Source organism: Duganella caerulea (genome assembly GCF_040362985.1).
GTDB classification, from domain to species: domain Bacteria; phylum Pseudomonadota; class Gammaproteobacteria; order Burkholderiales; family Burkholderiaceae_D; genus Rugamonas; species Rugamonas vulcania.
In genome coordinates this window covers 400,259-421,316 of sequence record NZ_BPWJ01000004.1, presented here as the reverse complement: position 1 = coordinate 421,316, position 21,058 = coordinate 400,259, and the positions used below count along the sequence as shown (strand labels likewise).

The 21,058-nt window shown below is 63.1% G+C and carries 15 protein-coding genes; 8 read left to right on the top strand and 7 right to left on the bottom strand.

Going from position 1 to position 21,058, the window contains the following annotated elements:
* Nucleotides 1–5 precede the first annotated feature (5 nt).
* The 4 genes from ACUJB0_RS14650 to ACUJB0_RS14635 all read right to left on the bottom strand — a co-directional run bounded on the left by ACUJB0_RS14650 (nt 6) and on the right by ACUJB0_RS14635 (nt 4,909).
* Complete coding sequence (locus tag ACUJB0_RS14650; RefSeq protein ID WP_444845862.1) at nt 6–806, bottom strand: ABC transporter permease; 801 nt, start codon at nt 804–806, stop codon at nt 6–8.
* Nucleotides 807–952: 146 nt separating this feature from the next.
* Nucleotides 953–1,726, bottom strand: coding sequence for a Crp/Fnr family transcriptional regulator (locus ACUJB0_RS14645; protein WP_444845861.1), 774 nt, complete (start codon nt 1,724–1,726; stop codon nt 953–955).
* Between the two features lie 58 nt (nt 1,727–1,784).
* On the bottom strand, nt 1,785–3,101 hold the full coding sequence (locus tag ACUJB0_RS14640) for a tetratricopeptide repeat protein (protein ID WP_444845860.1): 1,317 nt from the start codon (nt 3,099–3,101) through the stop codon (nt 1,785–1,787).
* Entirely contained in the window at nt 3,089–4,909 is a 1,821-nt protein-coding gene (locus ACUJB0_RS14635) for a CHASE2 domain-containing protein (RefSeq protein WP_444845859.1), read from the bottom strand. The genes ACUJB0_RS14640 and ACUJB0_RS14635 overlap by 13 nt, the downstream gene beginning before the upstream one ends.
* A 249-nt stretch (nt 4,910–5,158) precedes the next feature.
* Between ACUJB0_RS14635 and ACUJB0_RS14630 the strand changes: the two genes are divergently transcribed.
* The 6 genes from ACUJB0_RS14630 (at nt 5,159) to ACUJB0_RS14605 (ending at nt 15,577) form a co-directional block, all read left to right on the top strand.
* Nucleotides 5,159–6,547, top strand: coding sequence for a FecR family protein (locus ACUJB0_RS14630; protein ID WP_444845858.1), 1,389 nt, complete (start codon nt 5,159–5,161; stop codon nt 6,545–6,547).
* 358 nt (nt 6,548–6,905) lie between these two features.
* Nucleotides 6,906–10,397 carry a beta strand repeat-containing protein gene (locus ACUJB0_RS14625; RefSeq protein WP_444845857.1) on the top strand — a complete coding sequence of 1,164 codons (3,492 nt, stop codon included), beginning with the start codon at nt 6,906–6,908 and terminating at the stop codon, nt 10,395–10,397.
* A gap of 342 nt (nt 10,398–10,739) precedes the next feature.
* Nucleotides 10,740–12,641, top strand: coding sequence for a type I secretion system permease/ATPase (locus ACUJB0_RS14620; RefSeq protein WP_444845856.1), 1,902 nt, complete (start codon nt 10,740–10,742; stop codon nt 12,639–12,641).
* Nucleotides 12,642–12,643: 2 nt separating this feature from the next.
* A complete protein-coding gene (locus ACUJB0_RS14615; protein WP_444845855.1) occupies nt 12,644–14,005 on the top strand; it encodes an HlyD family type I secretion periplasmic adaptor subunit in 1,362 nt (453 codons plus the stop codon).
* Nucleotides 14,006–14,008: 3 nt separating this feature from the next.
* Nucleotides 14,009–15,358: a TolC family outer membrane protein gene (locus tag ACUJB0_RS14610; protein WP_444845854.1), complete on the top strand. Its 1,350-nt coding sequence runs from the start codon at nt 14,009–14,011 to the stop codon at nt 15,356–15,358.
* A gap of 15 nt (nt 15,359–15,373) precedes the next feature.
* On the top strand, nt 15,374–15,577 hold the full coding sequence (locus tag ACUJB0_RS14605; RefSeq protein ID WP_117012146.1) for a DUF6447 family protein: 204 nt from the start codon (nt 15,374–15,376) through the stop codon (nt 15,575–15,577).
* 51 nt (nt 15,578–15,628) lie between these two features.
* On the opposite strand, the gene ACUJB0_RS14600 is transcribed toward ACUJB0_RS14605, so the two are convergent.
* Nucleotides 15,629–16,519, bottom strand: a complete 891-nt coding sequence (locus tag ACUJB0_RS14600) for a sulfurtransferase (RefSeq protein WP_444845853.1) — start codon at nt 16,517–16,519, stop codon at nt 15,629–15,631.
* A 120-nt stretch (nt 16,520–16,639) separates the two neighbouring features.
* Between ACUJB0_RS14600 and ACUJB0_RS14595 the strand changes: the two genes are divergently transcribed.
* The gene (locus tag ACUJB0_RS14595) at nt 16,640–16,885 is read left to right on the top strand and encodes a ParD-like family protein (protein WP_161086263.1); all 246 of its coding nucleotides are present in this window, start codon (nt 16,640–16,642) and stop codon (nt 16,883–16,885) included.
* Here the strand turns inward: ACUJB0_RS14595 and ACUJB0_RS14590 are convergent.
* Complete coding sequence (locus ACUJB0_RS14590; protein ID WP_444845852.1) at nt 16,882–17,175, bottom strand: type II toxin-antitoxin system HicB family antitoxin; 294 nt, start codon at nt 17,173–17,175, stop codon at nt 16,882–16,884. The genes ACUJB0_RS14595 and ACUJB0_RS14590 overlap by 4 nt on opposite strands.
* A 9-nt stretch (nt 17,176–17,184) precedes the next feature.
* Nucleotides 17,185–17,367, bottom strand: coding sequence for a type II toxin-antitoxin system HicA family toxin (locus tag ACUJB0_RS14585; RefSeq protein ID WP_161086261.1), 183 nt, complete (start codon nt 17,365–17,367; stop codon nt 17,185–17,187).
* Nucleotides 17,368–17,494: 127 nt separating this feature from the next.
* Here ACUJB0_RS14585 and dnaE point away from each other — a divergent pair, with 127 nt between their 5' ends.
* Nucleotides 17,495–21,037 carry a DNA polymerase III subunit alpha gene (gene dnaE, locus ACUJB0_RS14580; RefSeq protein ID WP_444845851.1) on the top strand — a complete coding sequence of 1,181 codons (3,543 nt, stop codon included), beginning with the start codon at nt 17,495–17,497 and terminating at the stop codon, nt 21,035–21,037.
* The last annotated feature ends 21 nt before the right edge of the window (nt 21,038–21,058 follow it).

The window sequence follows — 21,058 nt, the reverse complement described above, 5'->3', positions numbered from 1 at the left end:
GGCGCTTACAGTTCATCGACCATCTCGCCGGCGCGTTTGCGGAACAGCTGCAGGCCCAGCGCGCAGCACAGCAGGCCGGCCACGGCCACCGGCAGCAGGCTGCCCCACTGCGGCAGCTGGCCGCTGACCAGGATCTGCTGGTAGGCGCCGATCACGGCCGCCATCGGGTTCCACACCAGCAGCGCGCGCACCGGCGCCGGCAGCGTGGCGGCCGGGTAGACGATGGGCGTGAACCAGAACCAGAACTGCAGCACGATGGAAAAGAACTGGCCGACGTCGCGGAAGAAGACATTGAGCACGCCCAGCACCATGCCCAAGCCGATGGCGAAGATGATCTGCAGCAGCAGCACCGGGAACACCGCGAAGTAGACCCAGCCGGGGAAGCTGCCGGAGATCACCAGGAAGGCGGTGAACAGGCCGAAGATGATGGAGAAGTTGACCAGCGCGTTGAGCACCACGATGATGGGCAGGCAGATGCGCGGGAACTGGAGTTTCTTGATCAGGTTGGCGTGGTCGATGAACACGGACTGGCTGCGCCCGGTGATCTCGGCGAACAGGCCCCAGGTCAGCACGCCGGCGCACAGGTAGATGCTGTAGGCGAAGGTGGCGGTGCTGCCCTGCAGGCGGCTGCCCATGACCTGCGAGAAGATGACGGTGTAGACCACGATCATGGCCAGCGGGTTGAGCACGGTCCACGCCGCGCCCAGCAGCGAGCCGCGGTAGCGCGACTGGAACTCGCGCTGCACGCTGCCCAGCACGAAGCCGCGATAGCGCCACAGGCCGCTGAACATCGCGCGTGAAATCATCGTGCCACTCCCGTCTGGCTGGCGGGCCGGCGCGGGGCGCGGCGGTGGAGCGGGCGGATGCTTTTCGTCATGGGGCGGTGGCGCTTGGGCCGGGTGGCAAAGCGGCGGATTATAGCATGGCGCCCCCGCGCGGACGGCCGCGCGCGCTAGCTCTGCGCCAGCTTTTGCAGCGCTTCCGGATCGACGATGATCAGGCGGTGCGTGCCCTTCTTGACGATGCCCTGCTGGACCAGCGCCAGCAGCGTGCGGGTGACGGTCTCGCGGCTGGTGTTGATCATGTTGGCGATGTCCTGGTGGGTCGGCAGGTTTTCCACCACCTCGACGTCGCCGTCCTTCTTCTCCTTGACCAGTTCGAGGAAGCTGTAGATGCGCTTGGCGGTGTTGTGGATGCTGAGCAGGGCGCGGAATTCCGAATCGCGCTGCACCTTGGCGGCAAGGAAGCGCAGCATCTGGTTGGCCACCGACGGCGAGTGCGAGAACAGGTGCAGCGCCGTGTTACGCGGCAGCAGCGCCACCAGCACCGCCGTGGTCGCCACGACCGAGGCCGAGCGCATGGTGCCGTTGATCACCGCGATCTCGCCGAAGAAGTCGCCCGGCGCCAGCATGCGCAGGCCGATCGCGCGGCCGTCCTCGGTGATGTCGATCACCTGCAACTGGCCCTGCAGCAGGAACAGCAGGCTGTCGCCGCTGGCGCCCTTTTGCAGCACCACCTCGCGCTTGGCGTACTGGCGGATGCGCAGGTCGGCGCGCACCATCGCCATTTCCTCTTCGGTCAGATTGGCCAGCAGCGGAATCTTGCGCAGGTGGACCTGCATGCTGTACGGCTGGCCGGACTCCAGCGCCGCCGCGACCGGGTCCAGCGGCGGCGCGGCCGGATCCTGCGGCGCCGCGGCGGGCGCTTGCTCGTCGGGCGCCGTCATGGCGATGGCGCCTCGGTGGCGGTGAGGGCGGGGCGGTGTGAAATCATTGGATACGGTGTTAGAAATTGTCCCAGCGCCAGTTGAGCTGGATTGCATGGCTATTATATTGAAACAGCGAGATGTTTTCCTGATTTCTTACCGCGCGCCATTCCAGCTGCACGCTCTGGTGCGTACCCATCGGCATCACCACGGCCGCGCGCAACTGCCGCGTGTCCTGGTGGCGGATGATGTCGATGATCTCCGGCGAGTACACATCGCTGCTCTGCCAGACCTGGCGTGTCCAGCCCAGCTCGGCCTTGAGATTCTTGTAGGGCAGCGGCTGGGTCAGCTGCAGCGCGCTGTACCAGCCGTGGCGGTCGCCGCCCAGGCGGCCGTTCTGGCCCTTGTCCAGCAGGCCGCTCAGCGAGAACGACACCTGCTGCGTGCCGCGCCAGTACAGGCTGGTGCCCAGCTCCAGCGTGTTGGAATCGTACTTGGTGCGGGTCGGATAGCGCACATGGCTCAGGCTGGCCAGCAGCGACCATTGCAGGTTCTCCGGCACATTCAGCGGCGGCGTCGCGCGCAGCTGCACCTGCTCCTGGCGCTGGTACAACTGGTGTTCCAGCTGCAGCACGCTGAACGCCGCCGTGCCGTAGCCGCGCCACGCGCCCAATTGCCACGGCCGCTCGTAGCCCAGCTGCAGCGAGGCCGAATCCTGCGCGTGCACATTGTCGTTCTGGCGCACGCGCAGCTGGGCGATCAGCAGCGAGCCCGTCTCGTCGAGTTGCTGCAGATAGTCGACCCCGGCCGTCGTCTGGCGGTCCGGCTTGGGCATGTAGTCGGCCGGCAGTTCCCATTGCGTCAGCGTGCTGCCGCTGCCGGTGGAGAACTCGCTGCTGCTGGCGCCCTGGTTGATGTTGTTGTCGTAGCCGCGGCCCAGCGACACGGCCCACAGCGGCCGCCACGACGGCCGCGTGTTGCAGCCGCGCGCGCGGTGCTGGTCGATCAGCTCCTGGATCGCCGGCGGCGGCTTGAAGCGGCGCTCGATCTCCTGGAACAGCCGCTCGGCCTCGGCGCCGTGGCCCAGCGTGCACTGGCTGAACGCCAGGTCCAGCCAGGCGCCGGCGTGGCGCGGCTCGCCTTCCAGGAAGCGCAGCAGCAGGGCGTTGGCGCGCTCGGGCTGGTCGGCCGCCAGCGCCCGCATCGCCTCCAGGTACAGCTCTTCCTGCTGGATGGGCGCGTACGGCGCCGGCTCGGCGCTGGCGCCGCCGTCGGCGGCGGCCGCCACCACGATGTCGCGCTGCGCGGGTGGCTGCACTTGGCCGGCGGCCGACGCGCCGCCCCACGGCAGCGTCAGCAGCAGCGCCAGCAGCAGCGGTGGGCTTACGGCGCGCATGGCGCGTCCTCAAGGGTGTACAGATTAATCGGGTGCTCCTTGCCGCGCAACGTGCGCTGGCCTAGTTGGCGGAAACGGTGGCGGCTCGCGCGGCTCACCGTTCCTTCGCCGATGATGATGTCGTACGGGTAGTCGCGCGCCGCCTGCTCCAGCCGCGAGGCCGTGTTGACGCTGTCGCCTACCGCAGTATAGATGCTGCGCATGGCCGTGCCAAAGTCGCCCGCCATCGCCAGCCCGCTTTCGATGCCGATGCGCACCCGCAGCGGCGGCTGGCCGGCGGCGGCGCGGCGCGTGTTCAGGTGGCGCACCGCCTGCAGCATGGCGCGCGCGGCGTCCAGCGCCAGGTTGGCGTGGTCCGGATTGGGCAGCGGCGCGCCCCAGAACGCCACCATGCCGTCGCCGGTGTATTTGTCGAGGGTGCCGCGCATGGCCAGCACCGGGCGTGTCAGGCAATCGAGGAACTCGGTGGTCAGGCGCGCGGCCTCCTCGACCGGCAGCGACTCGACGTGGGTGGTGTAGCCCTCCATGTCGGCGATCAGCGTGGTCACCTCCAGCTGGCGCGGGGCCAGCGGATCCTCCAGGTTGCTGCGCAACAGCTCGTCGACCACGTCGCCGGCCACGTACTGGCGCAGCGTGTCGAGCAGGCGGCGCGAGCGCGTCTGCGCCTGCTGCCAGTGGAAGGGCACCGCCACCAGCAGCAGGAACAGGATGGACAGCAGCGGGCCGGACGGGCCGAAGCCGGCGTCGTGCGGGGCGATCAGGTAGGCCAGCGGCAGCCACAGCGCCGAGCCGGCCGCCAGCAGCGCGATGTTGACGGCGGCGGTGCGGCGCGGCAGCGTGTAGATCGACAGCGCGGTCACGGCCAGGCAGAACAGCAGCGCGATCAGGCTGCCGGGCCAGGGCGCCGGCGCCAGGCCGGCCTGGCGGTCCAGCAGGCCGGTCAGCATCGAGGCGTGCACCATCAGCCCCGCGCTGAGCGCGCCCAGCGGCGTGGCCACGCGGTCGCCGATGCTCAGCGCGGACGAGCCGATCAGCACCAGCCGGCCCTGGATGAACTCGGGCGGCACGCGCTGGTCCAGCAGGTCGGCGGCCTTGGCCACCTCGTAGGCTGGCCAGGCGCGGGTGTAGGGAATGCGTACCCAGCCGGTGGCGGTGGGCGGCAGCGGCCGGCCGGCGGCGCAGCAGTCGAACAGCGCGCGCGACAGCGTCGGATAGCTGCGGCCGTTGAAGGTGGTGTACATCGGCACCCGGCGCAGCACGCCGTCGCTGTCGGGCGCCACGCCGATATTGCCGAAATGGGCGGCCTGCGCCAGCCCGGCGTGGTTGGCGATGTAGCCGTAGGCCGGCACCGCGCCCGGCACCGCGCCGGGCTCGCCGCCGGACAGCACGCCGCTGTGCAGCGGATCGTCGCGCTCGCCGAAATCGAACAGCTGGGCCATGACCAGCGGCGCGTGCTGCGACAGCATGGTCATGCGGGCGTCGCCGGCCGCGTCGGCCGCCTTTTCCTGCAGGATGTCGAGCGCCACGCCGCGCGCGCCGTCGGCCAGCAGCGCCTCCACCATCTCCGCCATGCGGGTGCGCGGCCACGGCCACGGGTAGCGCTCCAGGCTGGTCTCGTCGATGTCCACCAGCAGCATGCGCTGCTCCGGCTGGACGCTGGCGCGCATCAGCGTGTAGCGGTCGCGCAGCCAGTTGTCGAGCCGCTGCGAGGCGCCGCCGTGGTCCCACTGGACCCAGGCGGTGATCAGCAGCGCGGCCAGGGCGATGCAGCTGCGGGCGACGGCGGTGGCGGTGAACGGAATACGCAAGATGAGCGGTAGTCTGGGTGGCTGGACCGGCAGCGTGCCGATAGTTGCTGAGGTAAAATAATCGCCCAGTATAACGGCTTGTGCCGGGATGGAATAGAGCAAAATTGACGGTTTTACATCTCTTTCGTCGGCTTTGTCGGGCGTGTTGCGGCGCCGGCTGGTCAATTGTATCCAAATGAAAGAATGTGACCGGGGTCACATACTTTCGGGGACGATAGCGGACAATGTAGGCTGAGGGAGAAACTTATTATGCGCAATCAATTTCACACCATATATGCAGCGATGTTGCTGGGGCTGGGGATGCTGGCATCCGCCGCCCAGGCCGGCGAGGCTGGGAAAGTCGTGTTCGTCACTGGGCAGGTCAGTGTCGCCGCGCATCCGCTCGCGCTCGACGCCGCCGTCCAGGAAGGTGATGAATTGACCACCGGCGCCGACGGCTATGTTTATGTCAAGACCGTCGACCAGGGTTTCCTCGTGCTGCGCCCGAACAGCAAGGCGCGCATCGTGGCCTACCATATCGATGCACAGAATCCGGCCAACACCCGCGTCAAGCTGGAGTTGCTGCAGGGCGTGGCGCGCAGCATTTCCGGCGTCGGCGTCAAGCAGGCGCGGCAGAACTTCCGCTTCAACACGCCGGTCGCCGCGATCGGCGTGCGCGGCACCGACTTCGTGGTCTACACCGACCAGCAGACCTCGCGCGTGACGGTGATGTCCGGCGGCGTGGTGGTCAGCGGCTTTGCCGGCAGCTGCGGCCCCGAAGGCGGCGGCCCCTGCGAGGGCGGCGCCAGCCGTGAGCTGTTCGCCGGCCAGGCCGGGCTGATGCTGCAGGTGCAGCGCGGCCAGACCAGCCCGCAACTGCTGCGCAGCCCGGTGATGTCGCCGGCCGACCAGGGCTCGCCGGCGCGTCCGGATGAGCCGGTGGGCAAGGTGGGCGCCAGCAGCCCGGGCGCCGACGTCAACCTTGACGCGCAAAAGTCCAACAATGTGCTGAACAACAGCAAGCAGATCACACAGACCAATAATGTCACGCCGGGTGGCGGCGCATCGGTGCCGCCGCTGGTTGACCAGCAGCCGGAAACCGTTGTGCCACCGGTGAAACCAGTCACGCCGCCGGTCTTGCCGCCGGTGGTGACGCGCGGCCCGGAGGAGGTGATCTGGGGCCGCTACGAGGCGATCGCTGGCGGAAACGTGGATACCGCGACTCAAGCCAAGATGAAAAACGGCACGTATGACCTGGAATTGGTGCTGGGGCCATATAACATCGCCCGCCTTAAATCGACCGCCTACGTGGCGCCGCGCGAAGGTACCGCCTCGTTTGTGCTGACCGGCAGCGATGCGGTGCTTCAGCGTACAGGTGGAAACTGGGTTCAGGCGGCAGTCGAGAATGCGCAGCTGGATGTGGATTTCGCCAAGCGGACGTTCAAGACCAGTTTGGATGTGGTCGGCGACAATATGCGCGTGCCGTTCAGTGTGGCGGGCAATATTAGCCAGCACGGCGAGTTGGTCAATCCAAATCAAATTACCGATAACCGTATCAAGGGATATCTGGGCGGGGCTAATGTGGAGGAAGCTGCGTATTTATTCCAATACAAGTCCAACTTCGTCACAGTGAACGGCGCGACCAAGTGGAGCCGTTGAGCGTTCTGTTTGAAGTAGTTGGATGAAAAAAATGGGTAATGTTGTGCAAGCAACATTACCCATTTTGTGTATACCGGCCGCATATGATATAAAGGCGCCCGGATGGGGCTGATAGCGCAAACGTAATGTGATTATTTGTGTATATTTATGGATCTTGCATAAATAATGCGCAGATAATTTACAACTAGTTGCAAAGTCGGAAGAAAAACATTTGTTTTGTGATGCCCGTCACAACAATTGTCCCTTGGTATGGCAATATACTCCCACCTTCTGCAAAAGGGCTCAGTGTGATACGGCGCTGTACGCTCTGAGCTGCAGAATTTCTGGTTTAAACCAAACTTTTTAAGGAATTATCATCATGGCGGCAACTGACTACACTCAAGTCGTACAACAACTGTACATTTCCTACTTTGGCCGTCCTGCAGACCCAACCGGCCTGGCTAACTTCACGGCCCAACTGCTGGCTGCTGACCCAAATGCTGGCACCGACGCCGCACTGACCACCATCCCAGCCCTGAGCGCCTACTCGCAAGCTAACCCAACTTCGGCTGTAGGCCTGCTGGTTGGCAGCTTCGCCAACAAAGTCGCGCCTCCAGGCAACGATCACCTGTCGATCCTGAAGTTCGTCAACGACGTCTACAACAACGTGTTCCACCGCGATGCTGACGCTGGCGCCAACTTCTGGGTCAACGCCATCGAAACCGGTGCCGTGAGCCGTGAAAACGCATCCCTGGCCATCACCGAAGGCGCTGTTAACGGCACCAACACCTCGCCACAAGGCCTGCTGGATACCGCCCTGGTTGCCAAGGTCAATGCTGTCGCTACCGACTTCACCAACTCGCTGGACACCATCCCTAAGATCATCTCGTTCTCGGGCGACGCTGCTGCCGCTGCTATCCATGGCCTGCTGGCACAAGTTACCGCGACCACCGACCTGACCGCGTTCCACGCCAACGTGACCGCCGCAATCAGCGCGCTGATCATTCCAGTAGTTGCGACCGCCTCGCTGACCACCGGCGTTGACACCTTGATCGGCACCGCCGCCAACGACGTCTACTCGGCAACCCTGGGTGGCACCGCGCCAACCCTGACCGCTTTCGATTCGATCGACGGTGGCACCGGCACCAACACCCTGAACATCAACGACTTCGGCACCGGTAGCCCTATCAACCCACTGAGCGGCGTAACCGTCAAGAACATTCAGAACCTGAATGTACAGAGCCTGGAAGCCATTAACCTGGACACCTCCGCTGTTGCTGGCCTCACCAACCTGGCGGTTTCCGCTTCGGTAGGCGCTGACACCATCAAGGCTGCAACCACGACCGCTGTTACTGTGAACAACGCTATCGGCGCTGGTGCCCTGACCACGTCGATCTCCGGCGGCTCGTCGATCAATGCAACCGTCACCGGTGTCACCACCGGCGGCGCGATCAACGTTGGCAGCTCGACCACCGCTGGCGCGATCACCGCTGTTGTGACCAACGCTAACACCGGCGCGGCAGACGTTACCGGCAGCGCCGTTACCATTGCTGGCGGCACCACCGTGAACGTTACCCAGAACATCGCTGCTGCTACCTCGGCAGTCGGTGCTGCTCACTCTGCAACCGGCGGCGCTATTGTCGTCAATGGCGGCGCAGCTACCACCGCTGTTACCGTGAACCAGACCGCAGCTGTTGCAGCTGTAGCTGGCGTTGCAGCTGCTGGCGTTCTGACCGAAACCGCAGTTGTGACCTGGCAGGCCTTCACCTCGGCTGCAGTTGGTACGCAGACCATCGGCGGCATGACCATCTCCTCCGATGGTTCCGGCACCTTCACCGCAGCCCAAGTGGCAACCGTTGCTGGCGGCGGTACCGTTGCTGGTCTGACCATCACTGTGGCACCGACCCTGTGGACGGTCGCTGCAGCCTCGGGTGCAACCAACGTGTTCACCAGCACCACCCCTAGCGCCAACGTCACCGACATCGCCGGTGCTGCCTTCACCGGTAGCGCAGCTGCTGCTCCTACCCCTGTTACCACCCAAGGTCATGGTGTTGTGTCCGCCGTAACCGCAGTTGGCGGTATCATCGATGGCGACATCACCATCAACGACCTGAACTCGGCTAACACCGACAGCACCAAGGCTAACACGATCACTTCCGTTACCCTGGGCAACTTCGTCAACGCTGCGGTCAACACCAACGCGCTGGCTACCCTGTCGCTGACCAACGGTACCGGCACCGTGACCGTAACCGACAACTCGGCTACCGCCACTGCAACCACCTTGGGCCTGACCGTCAATGGTATGGATGGTGCTCTGGTCGATGCTAAAGTGAAGACCCTGAACATCGCCGCTACCGGCGCTGATTCGGCTCTGAACGTGACCGGCGCTGCTGTGAAAACCATCGCTGTCACCGGCGACAAGGCTCTGGACCTGACCGGTTCGACCGTTGCTGCTGCTACCGCCTTCACCTCGAGCAACACCTCGGGCGTGACCGTGGCGCTGAACGCCGCTGAAACCGGTTCGTTCACCGCTGGTAACAACGTTGTAACCATCGCAGCAGGCGCGACCAAAGCCGTGACCTTCGGTGGCGGCAACGACACCGTTATCGTTTCGACCCTGGGTACCGGCGGCGGTGCTACCGGCGGTGCTGGCACCAACACCCTGCAAATGTCGGCTACTGATGCTGTAACCGCATCGGGCAGCAATGCCTTGGCTGCTGCTGTGACCGGCTTCACCCACCTGACCATCACCGGCGCAGTTTCGGAAACCATCGATGCAAACGTTCTGGGTGGCTACAACTACGTGTCCGCCGCTGGCGCAACGAACTTGACCGTGAACGGCCTGACCTCGGGCGCGACCCTGGCACTGACCGACTTGGGTACTGCTTACACCGTTGGCATTACCGGCGCACTGGCTGGTACCGCTGACGTGCTGAACGTTGCACTGTCCAACGCTGCTTCGACCTCGTTCGGCACTATCAATGCCGCGAACGTCGAAACCATCAAAATCGCGACCACCGACAGCTCGACCACTCCAGCTGGCACCGTTACCGATTCCCTGACCATCGCTGGTAGCGATGTTAAGGCGATCACCGTATCGGGCACCGCACACACCCTGCTGACCGCTGGTTCGACCGCTCTGACTTCGTTCGACGCTTCGGGCCTGAACGTTGCTGGTTCCGGCGCTGCTACCACCGGTGTCTCGCTGACCACCGGCGCGCTGACCGCTTCGTCGACCGTAGTTGCAACCTTCAAAGGTTCGGCAAACGGCGGCGACGTGATCAACGCTGCAGCATCGCTGAAAGCTGTCACCATCACTGAACTGAAGGGTGCCAACACCATCACCGGTAGCTCGACGATTGCCAGCACCCTGACCGGCGGTACCGGTGCTGACCACATCAACGGCGGTTCGGGTAAAGACGTGATCGTTGGCGGCGGCGGTGCTGACGTCATCACCGGCGGTGCAGGTGCTGATACCATCACCATCTCCGGCAACACCTCGACCATCGTTCAAGTTGCGGGTTCGTCGGGCGCCAACGCTACGCTGAACACCGCGACCAGCGAACTGACCGCAAACTTCGACATCGTCAAAGGCGCGGTTGCAGGCACCAAGATCGATCTGAGCTCGCTGGGTGTTCTGACGGTCGCTGCTGCTGACCTGGCTGCAACCAACCTGGCTGGCGTTACCGGCCACGTGGTGTTCGCTGCTGGTACCTACGATGCAGCCAACGGCATCTTCGCCTACGGCGCAGCTGGTGCTGACACCGTTATGACCTACGACAACGGTGCTGCGTTTGAGTCGGTCGTTCTGGTTGGCTACCATGCAGCATCGACCACCGCGATTGCTTCCAACATCCTGACCCTGGCTTAATCGCCGGTTGATCCATCGGAGCGCAGAACAGCGCGCTCCGATGTTTCCTGAAAAGCCAGACTTCGGTCTGGCTTTTTTACATTTGCGTGCAACAATGCCGTATGGCGTAGCAACTGCGCCGAATACAATAATCGAGATCGCCGGCACCATCGATGCGTCTTTATTTTGCACTGAAGTGTAAAATTTGTGATGAGCATCACATTTTTCGTGGATTTTAGGCGATAATCTCTCGTCTACTCAAATCTAGGCTGTTTCTTGCAGGAAAAGTCATTCATAGCCTCTTCGGGGCTCGCCCGTCTGGTATGAATCCGCTGCTCCGCCTTTGTATTGCCCACGCATATTATGAAAAACAAATTATTCAATTCTAAGAACGAAATTGGACAAGTTCTGCTCACGTTCAAAAAGACCTTCATCACCGTCGGAACGTTCAGCGCCATCAGCAATCTGCTGATGTTGGTTCCCTCCATCTATATGCTGCAGGTCTATGATCGCGTGCTGGCCAGCCGCAACGAGCTGACGCTGCTCATGCTGACGCTGATGATGTTGGGTGGCTACCTGATGATGAGCGCGCTTGAGCTGATACGCAGCTTCGTGCTGGTGCGGGTGGGCGCGCGCTTCGACATGCAGCTCAATAAGCGCGTCTATACGGCGGCGTTTGAACAGAATTTGAAACGCGCCGGCGCGAACGCCGGCCAGGCGCTGCAGGACTTGACCAACGTGCGTCAATTCCTGACCGGTAACGCCCTGTTCGCTTTTTTTGACGCGCCCTGGTTCCCGGTCTACCTGATCGTGATCTTCGTATTTGAACCATCGCTGGGTCTGTTCGCCTTGGCCGGCACGGCGCTGCTTGTGCTGCTGGCTTATATCAACGAGCGCGTTTCCCACAAGCCGCTGGCTGACGCCAACGCCATGTCGATCGCATCGAGCACCCTTGCGACCAATAATTTGCGCAATGCTGAGGTGATCGAGTCGATGGGCATGCTGCCGAACCTGATGGGCCGTTGGTTCAAGCTGCATGGAAAATTCCTGCACCTGCAGGCGGAGGCCAGCGAAAAGGCCGGCCTGGTCGGCGCGATAACCAAATTTGTCCAGGTCGCACTGCAATCGCTCGTCCTGGGCTTTGGCGCCTTGCTGGTTCTGGAAAATAAGATCACCCCGGGCATGATGATCGCCGCCTCGATTCTGGTTGGCCGGGCGCTGGCGCCAGTGCAGCAAGTGATCGGCGTATGGAAATCGTTCGCCAACACCCGCAGCGCATATGAACGCTTGAGCACTCTGCTGCAGAATAATCCTGAGCGCCCAGCCGGTATGGAGCTGCCTAAGCCGCAAGGCAATCTGACGGTGGAAGGCGTGACCGCCGCGCCGCCGGGTAGCCAGGTCGCGGTTCTGAAGGGCGTCAGCTTCGGCGTGCAGTCGGGCGACGTGCTGGGCGTGATCGGACCCAGCGGTTCGGGCAAGTCGACGCTGGCGCGCCTGCTGGTCGGCGTGTGGCCGTCCGCTGTCGGCAAGGTCCGTCTGGACGGCGCTGACATCTACCAGTGGAACAAGGCTGAATTGGGACCGAGTCTCGGCTATCTGCCGCAGGATATCGAATTGTTCGGTGGTACGGTCAGTGAAAACATCGCCCGCTTCGGCGAGGTGGATTCGGATAAGGTGGTACTGGCGGCCAAGCGCGCCGGCGTGCACGATATGATCCTGCATTTCCCTAATGGTTATGACACCATGTTGGGCGATGGCGGCGCCGGCCTGTCGGGCGGGCAGCGTCAGCGCATCGGCCTGGCACGCGCGATGTACGGTGACCCGGCGGTGCTGGTGCTGGACGAGCCAAATTCCAATCTGGATGATGTCGGCGAAGCCGCGCTGGTGCAGGCCATCGGCGATCTGCGGTCGCGCGGCAAGACGATTGTGCTGATCACTCACCGCACCAGCGCGATCGCCGTCACCACCAAATTGCTGCTGCTGCGCGATGGTTCGGTCGCCATGTTTGGCGAGACCAATCAGGTGTTGGCTGCCTTGACTGAGGCCAACCAAAAACAAGCGCTAGCCCAGCAACAGGCCGCCCAGCAGCAGGCTGCTCAACAACAGGCCGCCCAGCAACAGGCTGCCCAACAGCAGGCCGCACAACAGGCGGCCCAGCAGGCGGCTGCACAACAGGCCGCCCAGCAGATGCTGCAGCAGCGCGCGCAGCAGGCACAGGAAAATCTCGGCGATGTGAATAATCCAGCGCCGACGGAACAGGAATAATCATGGTAAATATCGTTAAGAAGCAAGAGCCAGCGACCGAAGTCATCAGCCACGACGTCGAGCCGTTGACGGTCAATACGGATGCCGGCGCCTACGCTCGGGTGGGCTGGGCCATCGTTCTGTTCGGCGTGCTGGGCTTTCTGGTGTGGGCGATCTTTGCTCCACTGGACAAAGGCGTGCCAATGCAGGGCACGGTTGCCAAGGAATCGAATCGCCAGTCCATCCAGTATTTGCAGAACGGGATCGTCAAGGACATCCTGGTGAAGGACGGCGACGTCGTCAAAGCCGGCCAGGTGCTGGTCCGCATGAACAATGTGCAGGTGAAGTCCGCGATGGATATCACCCGCGTGCAGTACGTGAGCGCCCGCGCGACCGAGGCGCGTTTGCAGGCCGAGTTGAGTGGACAGAAGTCGATCAGCCTGCCGGCCTCGCTGTTGCCCTACAAGGACGAGCCGGCGGTGATCGAAGCCATGACGCTGCAAAACCAGCTGCTGGCTTCGCGCCAGGGCTCGCTGCGTAGCGAACTCGGTGGCGCCGATGAGAACATCGAAGGCCTGCGGTCGCAGATCTCGGGCTTGCAGCAGTCGCGCGACAACAAGAAGGACCAGTTGGCCATGCTGAAGGAACAGCTCGATAATTCGCGCGACCTGGCCAAGGAAGGCTACCTCGCTCGCAACCGCCTGCTGGAAGTGGAGCGCACTTATTCGCAGGTCAATGGCGCGATCGCCGAGGACGTCGGCAACATCGGCCGTGCGCAGCGCCAGATCATGGAACTGACACTGCGCAAGCAGCAGCGTAACCAGGACTACCAGAAGGAAGTGCGTACCCAGCTTGCCGACACCCAGAAGGAGGCCGAGGCGCTGCAAGGCCGCCTGGATGCGCAGAAATTCGACGTCGCCAGCGTGGACGTGAAGTCGCCGGTCGACGGCGTCGTGGTGGGATCGAACGTGTTCACCCGCGGCGGTATCGTTGCCGCCGGCTCGCGCATGATGGAGATCGTGCCGACCGCCGACGCCCTGGTGGTGGAAGGCCAATTGCCGGTCAACCTGATCGATAAAGTTCATCCGGGCCTGAAAGTGGAGCTGATCTTCTCGGCCTTCAATGCCAACAAGACGCCGCATATCCCTGGCGAAGTGATACAGGTGGCAGCGGACAGGACCGTGGATGAGCGCAGCGGCGCGGCGTACTACAAGGTGCGCGCCCGGGTGTCGGCCGAGGGAAGCAAGTTGATCCAGAAGGAGAAGCTCGCCATCGTCTCCGGCATGCCGGTGGAAATGTTCGTCAAGACTGGCGAGCGTTCGATGATGAGTTACTTGCTGAAGCCGGTTTTCGACCGCGCCAAGACGTCGATGACGGAGGAATAAAACGTGTCCAAACAGTCTAAAGCTCAACCGCGCATGCTGGTGAAGGTGTTGGCGCGGGCACTGTGCGCCGGCTTTTTGTTGCACGGCACGGGCGCGATGGCGCTGGGTCTGATGCAGGCCTATCAAGCGGCCTTGCAAAACGATCCGACCTATCGCTCGTCGTACTACGCCAACGAGGCCGGTCGCGAAAACGCGAAGCTGGGTTTATCCAATCTGCTGCCCAACGTATCGGGCAGCTATAGCGCCAGCCAAAACCGAACCACGCGCGTGATCGGCGCGCAGACTTATCCCGAGGACTATATCAGTCGCTCGGCGGGCGTCCAGCTGCGCCAGACGCTGTTCAATCTCGACGGCTGGGCACGGTACAAGCAGGGCAAGGCACAGAGCGATTATGCCGGCGCGCAGTTCGCGAGCCAGCAGCAGGAAGTCATCATTCGCGTGTTCAGCGCCTATCTCGACGTGTTGTTCAGGGACGACCTGCTGAACCTGGCGAAGGCGGAGCGCGAATTCTACGTCGAGCAGCGCAAAGTCAACGACCGCCTGTTTGCCAAGGGCGAGGGCACGAAAACCGACATGCTGGAAACGCAGGCCAAGCTCGACGGCGCCGAGGCGCAAGTGCTTGAAACGCTGGATAACCAGGCCGTCGCGCGCGAGACCCTCGCACGTATCGTGGGCGGCGAGATTGGCACCCTGGATGAACTGACGCCGAACTTTCACGTGATGCCTAGCGACGGCCAAAGTTTTGAGCAATGGAAGGCCGTCGCCATGGAGCGTAACCCGGACATCAAGGCGCTGGTCTATGGACAAGAGATCGCGCACCAGGAGTACAAAAAAGCGATCGCCGGGCACGCCCCGCGTTTAGACTTCGTGGCCAACTACAGCAAGAACGCGTCCGACTCGATCACCACCGTCAATCAGGATACGACGGTGCGCAGCATCGGTATCCAGCTGAATATCCCGCTGTATTCGGGCGGCGCGGTCAACGCGCAAGCGCGTCAGGCATTGGCCAGCGAGGAAAAAGCCAAGGCCGATTTGCAGGCGCAAGTCGACAAGATACTGACCGAGTTGCGTAAGGATTACAGCGCACTGTTGAGCAGCGTTGCCCGCCTGAGTGCGCTGGAAAAATCGGTGGCGTCGGCGGAGCTGCTGATCAAGGCCACCGAGCAGAGCATCAAGGGTGGGGCGCGCATCAACCTGGACCTGCTCAATGCACGCCAGCAGTATTACACCAGCAAGCGCGATCTGGCGCAGGCGCGCTACAACTATTTGATTACGTCGTTCCGCATGCGCGCTTCGGCTGGCACGCTGGAGTCGGACGACATGCGCAACATGGCCAACATGTACTTCCATTGAGCGTGGGTGTTTATGATGACCGATGAAATTGAAGTCACCGTGGACGGCATCAGCTACAAGCTCAGCGAGCTGAGCGAGGCCGCGCAGGAGCAGGTCGCCAACCTGCAGTTCGTCGACGCGCAGATGGCCGAGCTGAACGCCAAGCTGGCGGTGTTCCAGACCGCCCGCAACGCCTACCAGTCGGTGCTGCAGCAACTGGTGCCGCGCGTGCCGCAATAAACGCTGCTACAACGAGCCATACAACAACGGCGCCCTCGGGCGCCGTTGTTGTTACTTCTTGCCGTAGCAGTGCGGGCAGGATTTCTCGTACACGTATTCCGGCGACAGCTGCTGGCGCGGCGTGACCACCGAGCGGCAGACGAAGCATTGCACGGTCTCGGTCGGTTCCAGTTTCGGATTGAGCGCGGTGCGGTAGTCGAATACGAAGCAGTCGCCGGTGTAGTGGGCGCCGCCGACTTCCTCGAAGTACTTCAGGATGCCGCCTTCAAGCTGGTACACGTTCTCGTAGCCGATGTTCTGCATGTGGATGGCGGCCTTTTCGCAGCGGATGCCGCCGGTGCAGAAGGTGACCACGGTCTTGCCGGCGAAGTCGTCCTTGTGGGCGGCGATCACTTCCGGGAACTCGGTGAACTTCTTGATGCGGTAGTCGACCGTGTTGTCGAAGGTGCCGACGTCGACCTCGAAGTCGTTGCGGGTGTCGACCATGACCACCGGCTGGCCGTTGTCGTCGACGCCGTTGTCGAGCCAGCGCTTGAGCGTGGCCGCGTCGACGAAGGGCGCGCGGCCTTCCTCCGGTTTGATCAGCGGCATGCGCATGGTGATGATTTCTTTTTTGATCTTCACCAGCATGCGCTTGTGCGACTGCTCGGCCGAATAGCTTTCCTTCACTTCCAGGTCGGCGAAGCGGGCGTCGCTGCGGACCCAGGCCAGGAACTCGTCGATGTGGCTGCGCGGGCCGGACAGGAACATATTGATGCCTTCCGGCGTCAGCAGGATGGTGCCTTTCAGGCCCAGGCGCTGGCAGATGTCCTGGTACAGCGGGCGCATCGCCTCGGTGTCGTCGAAGGTGACGAATTTGTAGGCGGCGATGTTGACGTGAGCGGCAGCGGCAGCGATGGCGGCGGCATGCGCTTCAGCTTGTAAAGCAGTATTAGCGTGCATGGTGGAGATGATCAAAAAATATGAAGAGCCGGTATTATACGCGCTTTTCGTGCTCAAAAAACAGGCAGGTTCTCGAATTAAGTGCTAGGCTTTTACTATCAATGTAGTCAGGAGGAGATGATGGCGGAAAGTACCTCGGTTCGCATCAATCAGGATTTATATGAGCTCGCCAGGCAGGATGCGGCGCTGGAGCACCGCACGGTCGCCGGCCAGATCGAGTTTTGGGCGCGAGTAGGGCGTGCGGCCCTGGACAACCCGGATTTGCCGGTCAGCTTCGTTGCGGAATCGCTGGCGTCCCTGGCGGAACCTCGTGATCAGGCGCAGCCGTTCGTTCCGCTCGATAGCCGGGCATCCAGAAGTTATTAAGCGGCGTGGCTGGGGTTCCTGGGCGCCAGCGCGGCCACATCGATGGAAATGACCGCCCAAATCCAACCGGCAAACTCAGGATTTGCATGATGTTCCGTGAAGGAGCGCGCTTGGGGAGCATCGCCGCCGTCCTCAATTACAGTCGTCAGCCAGAGTTCCGCGGCTTCACAAGCGTTGTCGATTGCTTCATCCAAAGTGTCGCCGGCTGAGAAGCAACCGGGAAGATCGGGTATGACAACGCCAAATGCATGCGTTGCATCACCGGGCTCGATTGCGATTGGATACCTCATGATGATGTCCTATTTCAGTCCAGCTTGCTTGAGTAGCTTGTGTACCAAGCCTGTGCCAAGATCCTTTTTCGGATGAGGCACGCTGATGTGGCCGCTCCGCAATGGATGTGCGTAAATGTGATGGGAACCCCGGACGTTGCGGAGTATCCACCCAGCTCGCTCAAGCCGCTTGATCAGGTCTGCGCTGTTCATGCGTCTATCGTACTCACAGCGTAACACCGGATGCCGAGCTGGCGCAAACGCGGCCGCAAATCAGATTCATCGCACACGGCCGCCGCACGGTAAAATAGCTGGTTATTGAACCAGCATTGAGCCGCGTATGAACATGGTAGCAAACGAACAAGCAGTGGCGCCGGCAGCGGCTGTCCCGACCGGGCCGGATTTCGTCCACCTGCGGGTGCACTCGGAATATTCCATCGTCGACGGCCTGGTCCGCATCGACGACCTGGTCGCCACCGCCGCCAAGGACAAGCAGGCGGCGCTGGCCGTCACCGACCTGTCCAATATGTTCGGCATGGTCAAGTTCTACAAGGCCGCGCGCGGCAAGGGCATCAAGCCGGTGGTCGGGGTCGACGTCTGGATCACCAACGACGACAACCGCGACAAGCCGCACCGCCTGATGCTGTTCGCCAAGAACCGCATGGGCTACCTGCAGCTGTGCGAGCTGCTGTCGCAAGCCTGGCTCACCAACCAGTACAAGGGCCGCGCCGAGATCCGCACCGAGTGGCTTGTCGAGCTCACCTCCAAGACCTACGCGCTGCTGCCCGACGACAGCCCGGCCAACGGCCTGATCGCGCTGTCCGGCGCGCACTTCGGCGACGTCGGCATGGCGATCGAGAACGGCAATCCGGCGCTGGCCGAACAGAACGCCGAGAAGTGGGCGCGCATCTTCCCCGGCCATTTCTACATCGAGATCCAGCGCGCCGGCCAGCCCAACCAGGAGGCCCAGGTGCGCCACGCGGTGGCGCTGGCCGCCAAGCTGGGCCTGCCGGTGGTGGCGACCCATCCGGTGCAGTTCATCCGCCAGGACGAGTTCATCGCCCACGAGGCGCGCACCTGTATCGCCGAGGGCGAGATGCTGGCCAATAACAAGCGCGTGCGCCGCTTCAACGAGCAGATGTGCTTCATGTCGCAGGCGCAGATGCGCGAGCTGTTCCATGACCTGCCGGCCGCGCTGCAGAACTCGGTGGAGATCGCCAAGCGCTGCAACCTGACGCTGACTCTGGGCAAGCCGCAGCTGCCGAACTTCCCGACGCCGGGCATGACCATCGACGACTACCTGCGCGCGGAAACCAAGAAGGGCCTGGAGGAGCGCCTGGAGCAGCTGTATCCGGACCCGGTCAAGCGCGAGCAGCAGCGCCCGCGCTACGAGGCGCGCCTGGAGTTCGAGAACAACACCATCATCAACATGAAGTTCCCCGGCTACTTCCTGATCGTGGCGGAGTTCATCCAGTGGGGCAAGAACAACGACGTGCCGATCGGGCCGGGCCGGGGCTCGGGCGCGGGCTCGCTGGTCGCGTACGCGCTGAAGATCACCGACCTTGACCCGCTGAAGTACAACCTGCTGTTCGAGCGCTTCCTGAACCCTGAACGCGTTTCGATGCCCGACTTCGACATCGACTTCTGCCAGGAAAAGCGAGAGCTGGTGATCCAGCACGTCAAGGACCTGTACGGCCGCGACGCGGTGTCGCAGATCGCCACCTTCGGTACCATGGCGGCCAAGGGCGCGATCCGCGACGTCGGCCGCGTGATGGACTTCGGCTACAACTTCTGCGACGGCGTCTCCAAGCTGATCCCGTTCAAGCCGGGCAAGCCGGTGTCGATCGCCGAGGCGATCGAGGAAGAGCCGATGCTCAAGGAGCGCCAGCAGAACGAGGAGGAGGTGGCCCAGCTGCTGGACCTGGCGCAGCAGGTCGAGGGCATCACCCGCAACATCGGCATGCACGCCGGTGGCGTGCTGATCGCGCCGGGCAAGCTGACCGACTTCTGCCCGCTGTACACGCAGGGCGGCGACGCCGGCGTGGTGTCGCAGTACGACAAGGACGACGTCGAGGCCGTCGGCCTGGTGAAGTTCGACTTTTTGGGTTTGACCACGCTGACCATCCTGGACCGCGCGGTCCGCTACATCAAGGCGCTCGATCCTGCCGAGGCCGACTTCGACCTGGCCAAGCTGCCGCTCAACGACCGGCCATCCTATGAACTGCTGACCAAGGCCAAGACCGTGGCCGTGTTCCAGCTGGAGTCGCGCGGCATGCAGGGCATGTTGAAGGACGCGCGTCCCGACCGCTTCGAGGACATTATCGCGCTGGTGGCGCTGTACCGTCCGGGCCCGATGGACCTGATCCCGGACTTCTGCAAGCGCAAGCACGGCGAGAAGTTCGACTATCCCGATCCGCGCACCGAGTCGATCCTGTCCGAAACCTACGGCATCATGGTGTACCAGGAGCAGGTGATGCAGATGGCGCAGATCGTCGGCGGCTACTCGCTGGGCGGCGCCGACATGCTGCGCCGCGCGATGGGTAAGAAGAAGGCCGAGGAGATGGCCGAGCACCGCGAAATCTTCCGCGCCGGCGCCGCCAAGGATGGCCTGTCGGCCGAGAAGGCCGACGAGATCTTCGACTTGATGGAAAAGTTCGCGGGCTACGGCTTCAACAAGTCGCACGCCGCCGCCTACGCGCTGCTGTCGTATCACACGGCCTACCTGAAGGCCCACCATCCGGCCGCGTTCATGGCAGCCAACATGTCGCTGGCGATGGAGGACACCGAGAAGGTTAAGATCCTGGTCGAGGACGCGATCGACATCTGCGGCCTGACCATCCTGCCACCGGACATCAACAAGTCGGACTTCCGCTTCATGCCGGACGGCCCGCCGCCTTCGGTGACCGGCAAGAAGGTCACGCAGATCCGCTACGGCCTGGGCGCGTGCAAGGGCGCCGGCCAGAACGCGATCGAGGCCATCATCGCGGCCCGCACCGCTGGCGGCCCGTTCATCAGCCTGTTCGATTTCTGCAAGCGCGTGGACAAGAAGCAGATCAACCGCCGCACCATCGAATCGCTGATCCGCGCGGGCGCCTTCGATTGCCTGGCGATCGACCGCGCCATCCTGCTGGCCACGGTCACCTTCGCGATGGAGTGCGCCGACCAGGAAGCCAAGGCGGCCAACCAGGTGAGCCTGTTCGGCGGCGACGATTCCGACCTGGTGGCGCCGCCCGAGTACGTGAAGGCCGCGCCGTTCACCGACCGCCAGAAGCTGGCCGAGGAAAAGATCGCGCTGGGCTTTTATCTGTCGGGCCACATGTTCGATTCGTTCGCGCCGGAAGCGCGCCGCTTCGCCCGCACCAAGCTGGCCGAGCTGGAGCCGTCGCGCGAGCCGCGCATGCTGTGCGGCGTGATCACCGGCATCCGTCCGCAGATGACCCAGCGCGGCAAGATCCTGATCGTCACGCTGGACGACAAGACGGCGGTGGTGGAGGTGACGGTCTACAGCGAGGTGTTCGAGGAGAACAAGCGCATGTTCAAGGACGACGAGTTCCTGGCCGTGGTCGGCAAGGTGTCGGAGGACCGCTTCTCGGGCGGCTTGCGCATCTCGGCCGAGAAGGTGTTCGACATCGTCACGGCGCGCATCAATTACGGCAAGCAGCTGGGCATGGCGCTGCCGGCCTCGGTGGACGTGCGCAAGATGGCCGAGGTGCTGGCGCCGCACCGCCACGCGGACGGCTTGCCGGTGTCGGCGCGCATCACGCCGCAGGGCGTGGGCTGCGTGGTGCAGCTGGGCGAGTCGTGGCGCGTGGCGCCGTCGGACGAGCTGCAGCTGGCGCTACAGCAGGTGCTGGGCGCCAAGGACGTGGCGATCGAGTACTGACGTCATTCCCGCCTACGCGGG

What these genes read in the sequence shown, in the direction of transcription:
- ACUJB0_RS14620 (WP_444845856.1), top strand. Translation starts at nt 10,740, where the DNA reads ATGAAAAACAAATTATTCAATTCTAAGAACGAAATTGGACAAGTTCTG.
- ACUJB0_RS14630 (WP_444845858.1), top strand. Translation starts at nt 5,159, where the DNA reads ATGCGCAATCAATTTCACACCATATATGCAGCGATGTTGCTGGGGCTG.
- ACUJB0_RS14650 (WP_444845862.1), bottom strand. Translation starts at nt 806, where the DNA reads ATGATTTCACGCGCGATGTTCAGCGGCCTGTGGCGCTATCGCGGCTTC.
- dnaE (WP_444845851.1), top strand. Translation starts at nt 17,495, where the DNA reads ATGAACATGGTAGCAAACGAACAAGCAGTGGCGCCGGCAGCGGCTGTC.
- ACUJB0_RS14605 (WP_117012146.1), top strand. Translation starts at nt 15,374, where the DNA reads ATGACCGATGAAATTGAAGTCACCGTGGACGGCATCAGCTACAAGCTC.
- ACUJB0_RS14625 (WP_444845857.1), top strand. Translation starts at nt 6,906, where the DNA reads ATGGCGGCAACTGACTACACTCAAGTCGTACAACAACTGTACATTTCC.
- ACUJB0_RS14585 (WP_161086261.1), bottom strand. Translation starts at nt 17,367, where the DNA reads ATGAACAGCGCAGACCTGATCAAGCGGCTTGAGCGAGCTGGGTGGATA.
- ACUJB0_RS14590 (WP_444845852.1), bottom strand. Translation starts at nt 17,175, where the DNA reads ATGAGGTATCCAATCGCAATCGAGCCCGGTGATGCAACGCATGCATTT.
- ACUJB0_RS14640 (WP_444845860.1), bottom strand. Translation starts at nt 3,101, where the DNA reads ATGCGCGCCGTAAGCCCACCGCTGCTGCTGGCGCTGCTGCTGACGCTG.
- ACUJB0_RS14645 (WP_444845861.1), bottom strand. Translation starts at nt 1,726, where the DNA reads ATGACGGCGCCCGACGAGCAAGCGCCCGCCGCGGCGCCGCAGGATCCG.
- ACUJB0_RS14615 (WP_444845855.1), top strand. Translation starts at nt 12,644, where the DNA reads ATGGTAAATATCGTTAAGAAGCAAGAGCCAGCGACCGAAGTCATCAGC.
- ACUJB0_RS14600 (WP_444845853.1), bottom strand. Translation starts at nt 16,519, where the DNA reads ATGCACGCTAATACTGCTTTACAAGCTGAAGCGCATGCCGCCGCCATC.
- ACUJB0_RS14595 (WP_161086263.1), top strand. Translation starts at nt 16,640, where the DNA reads ATGGCGGAAAGTACCTCGGTTCGCATCAATCAGGATTTATATGAGCTC.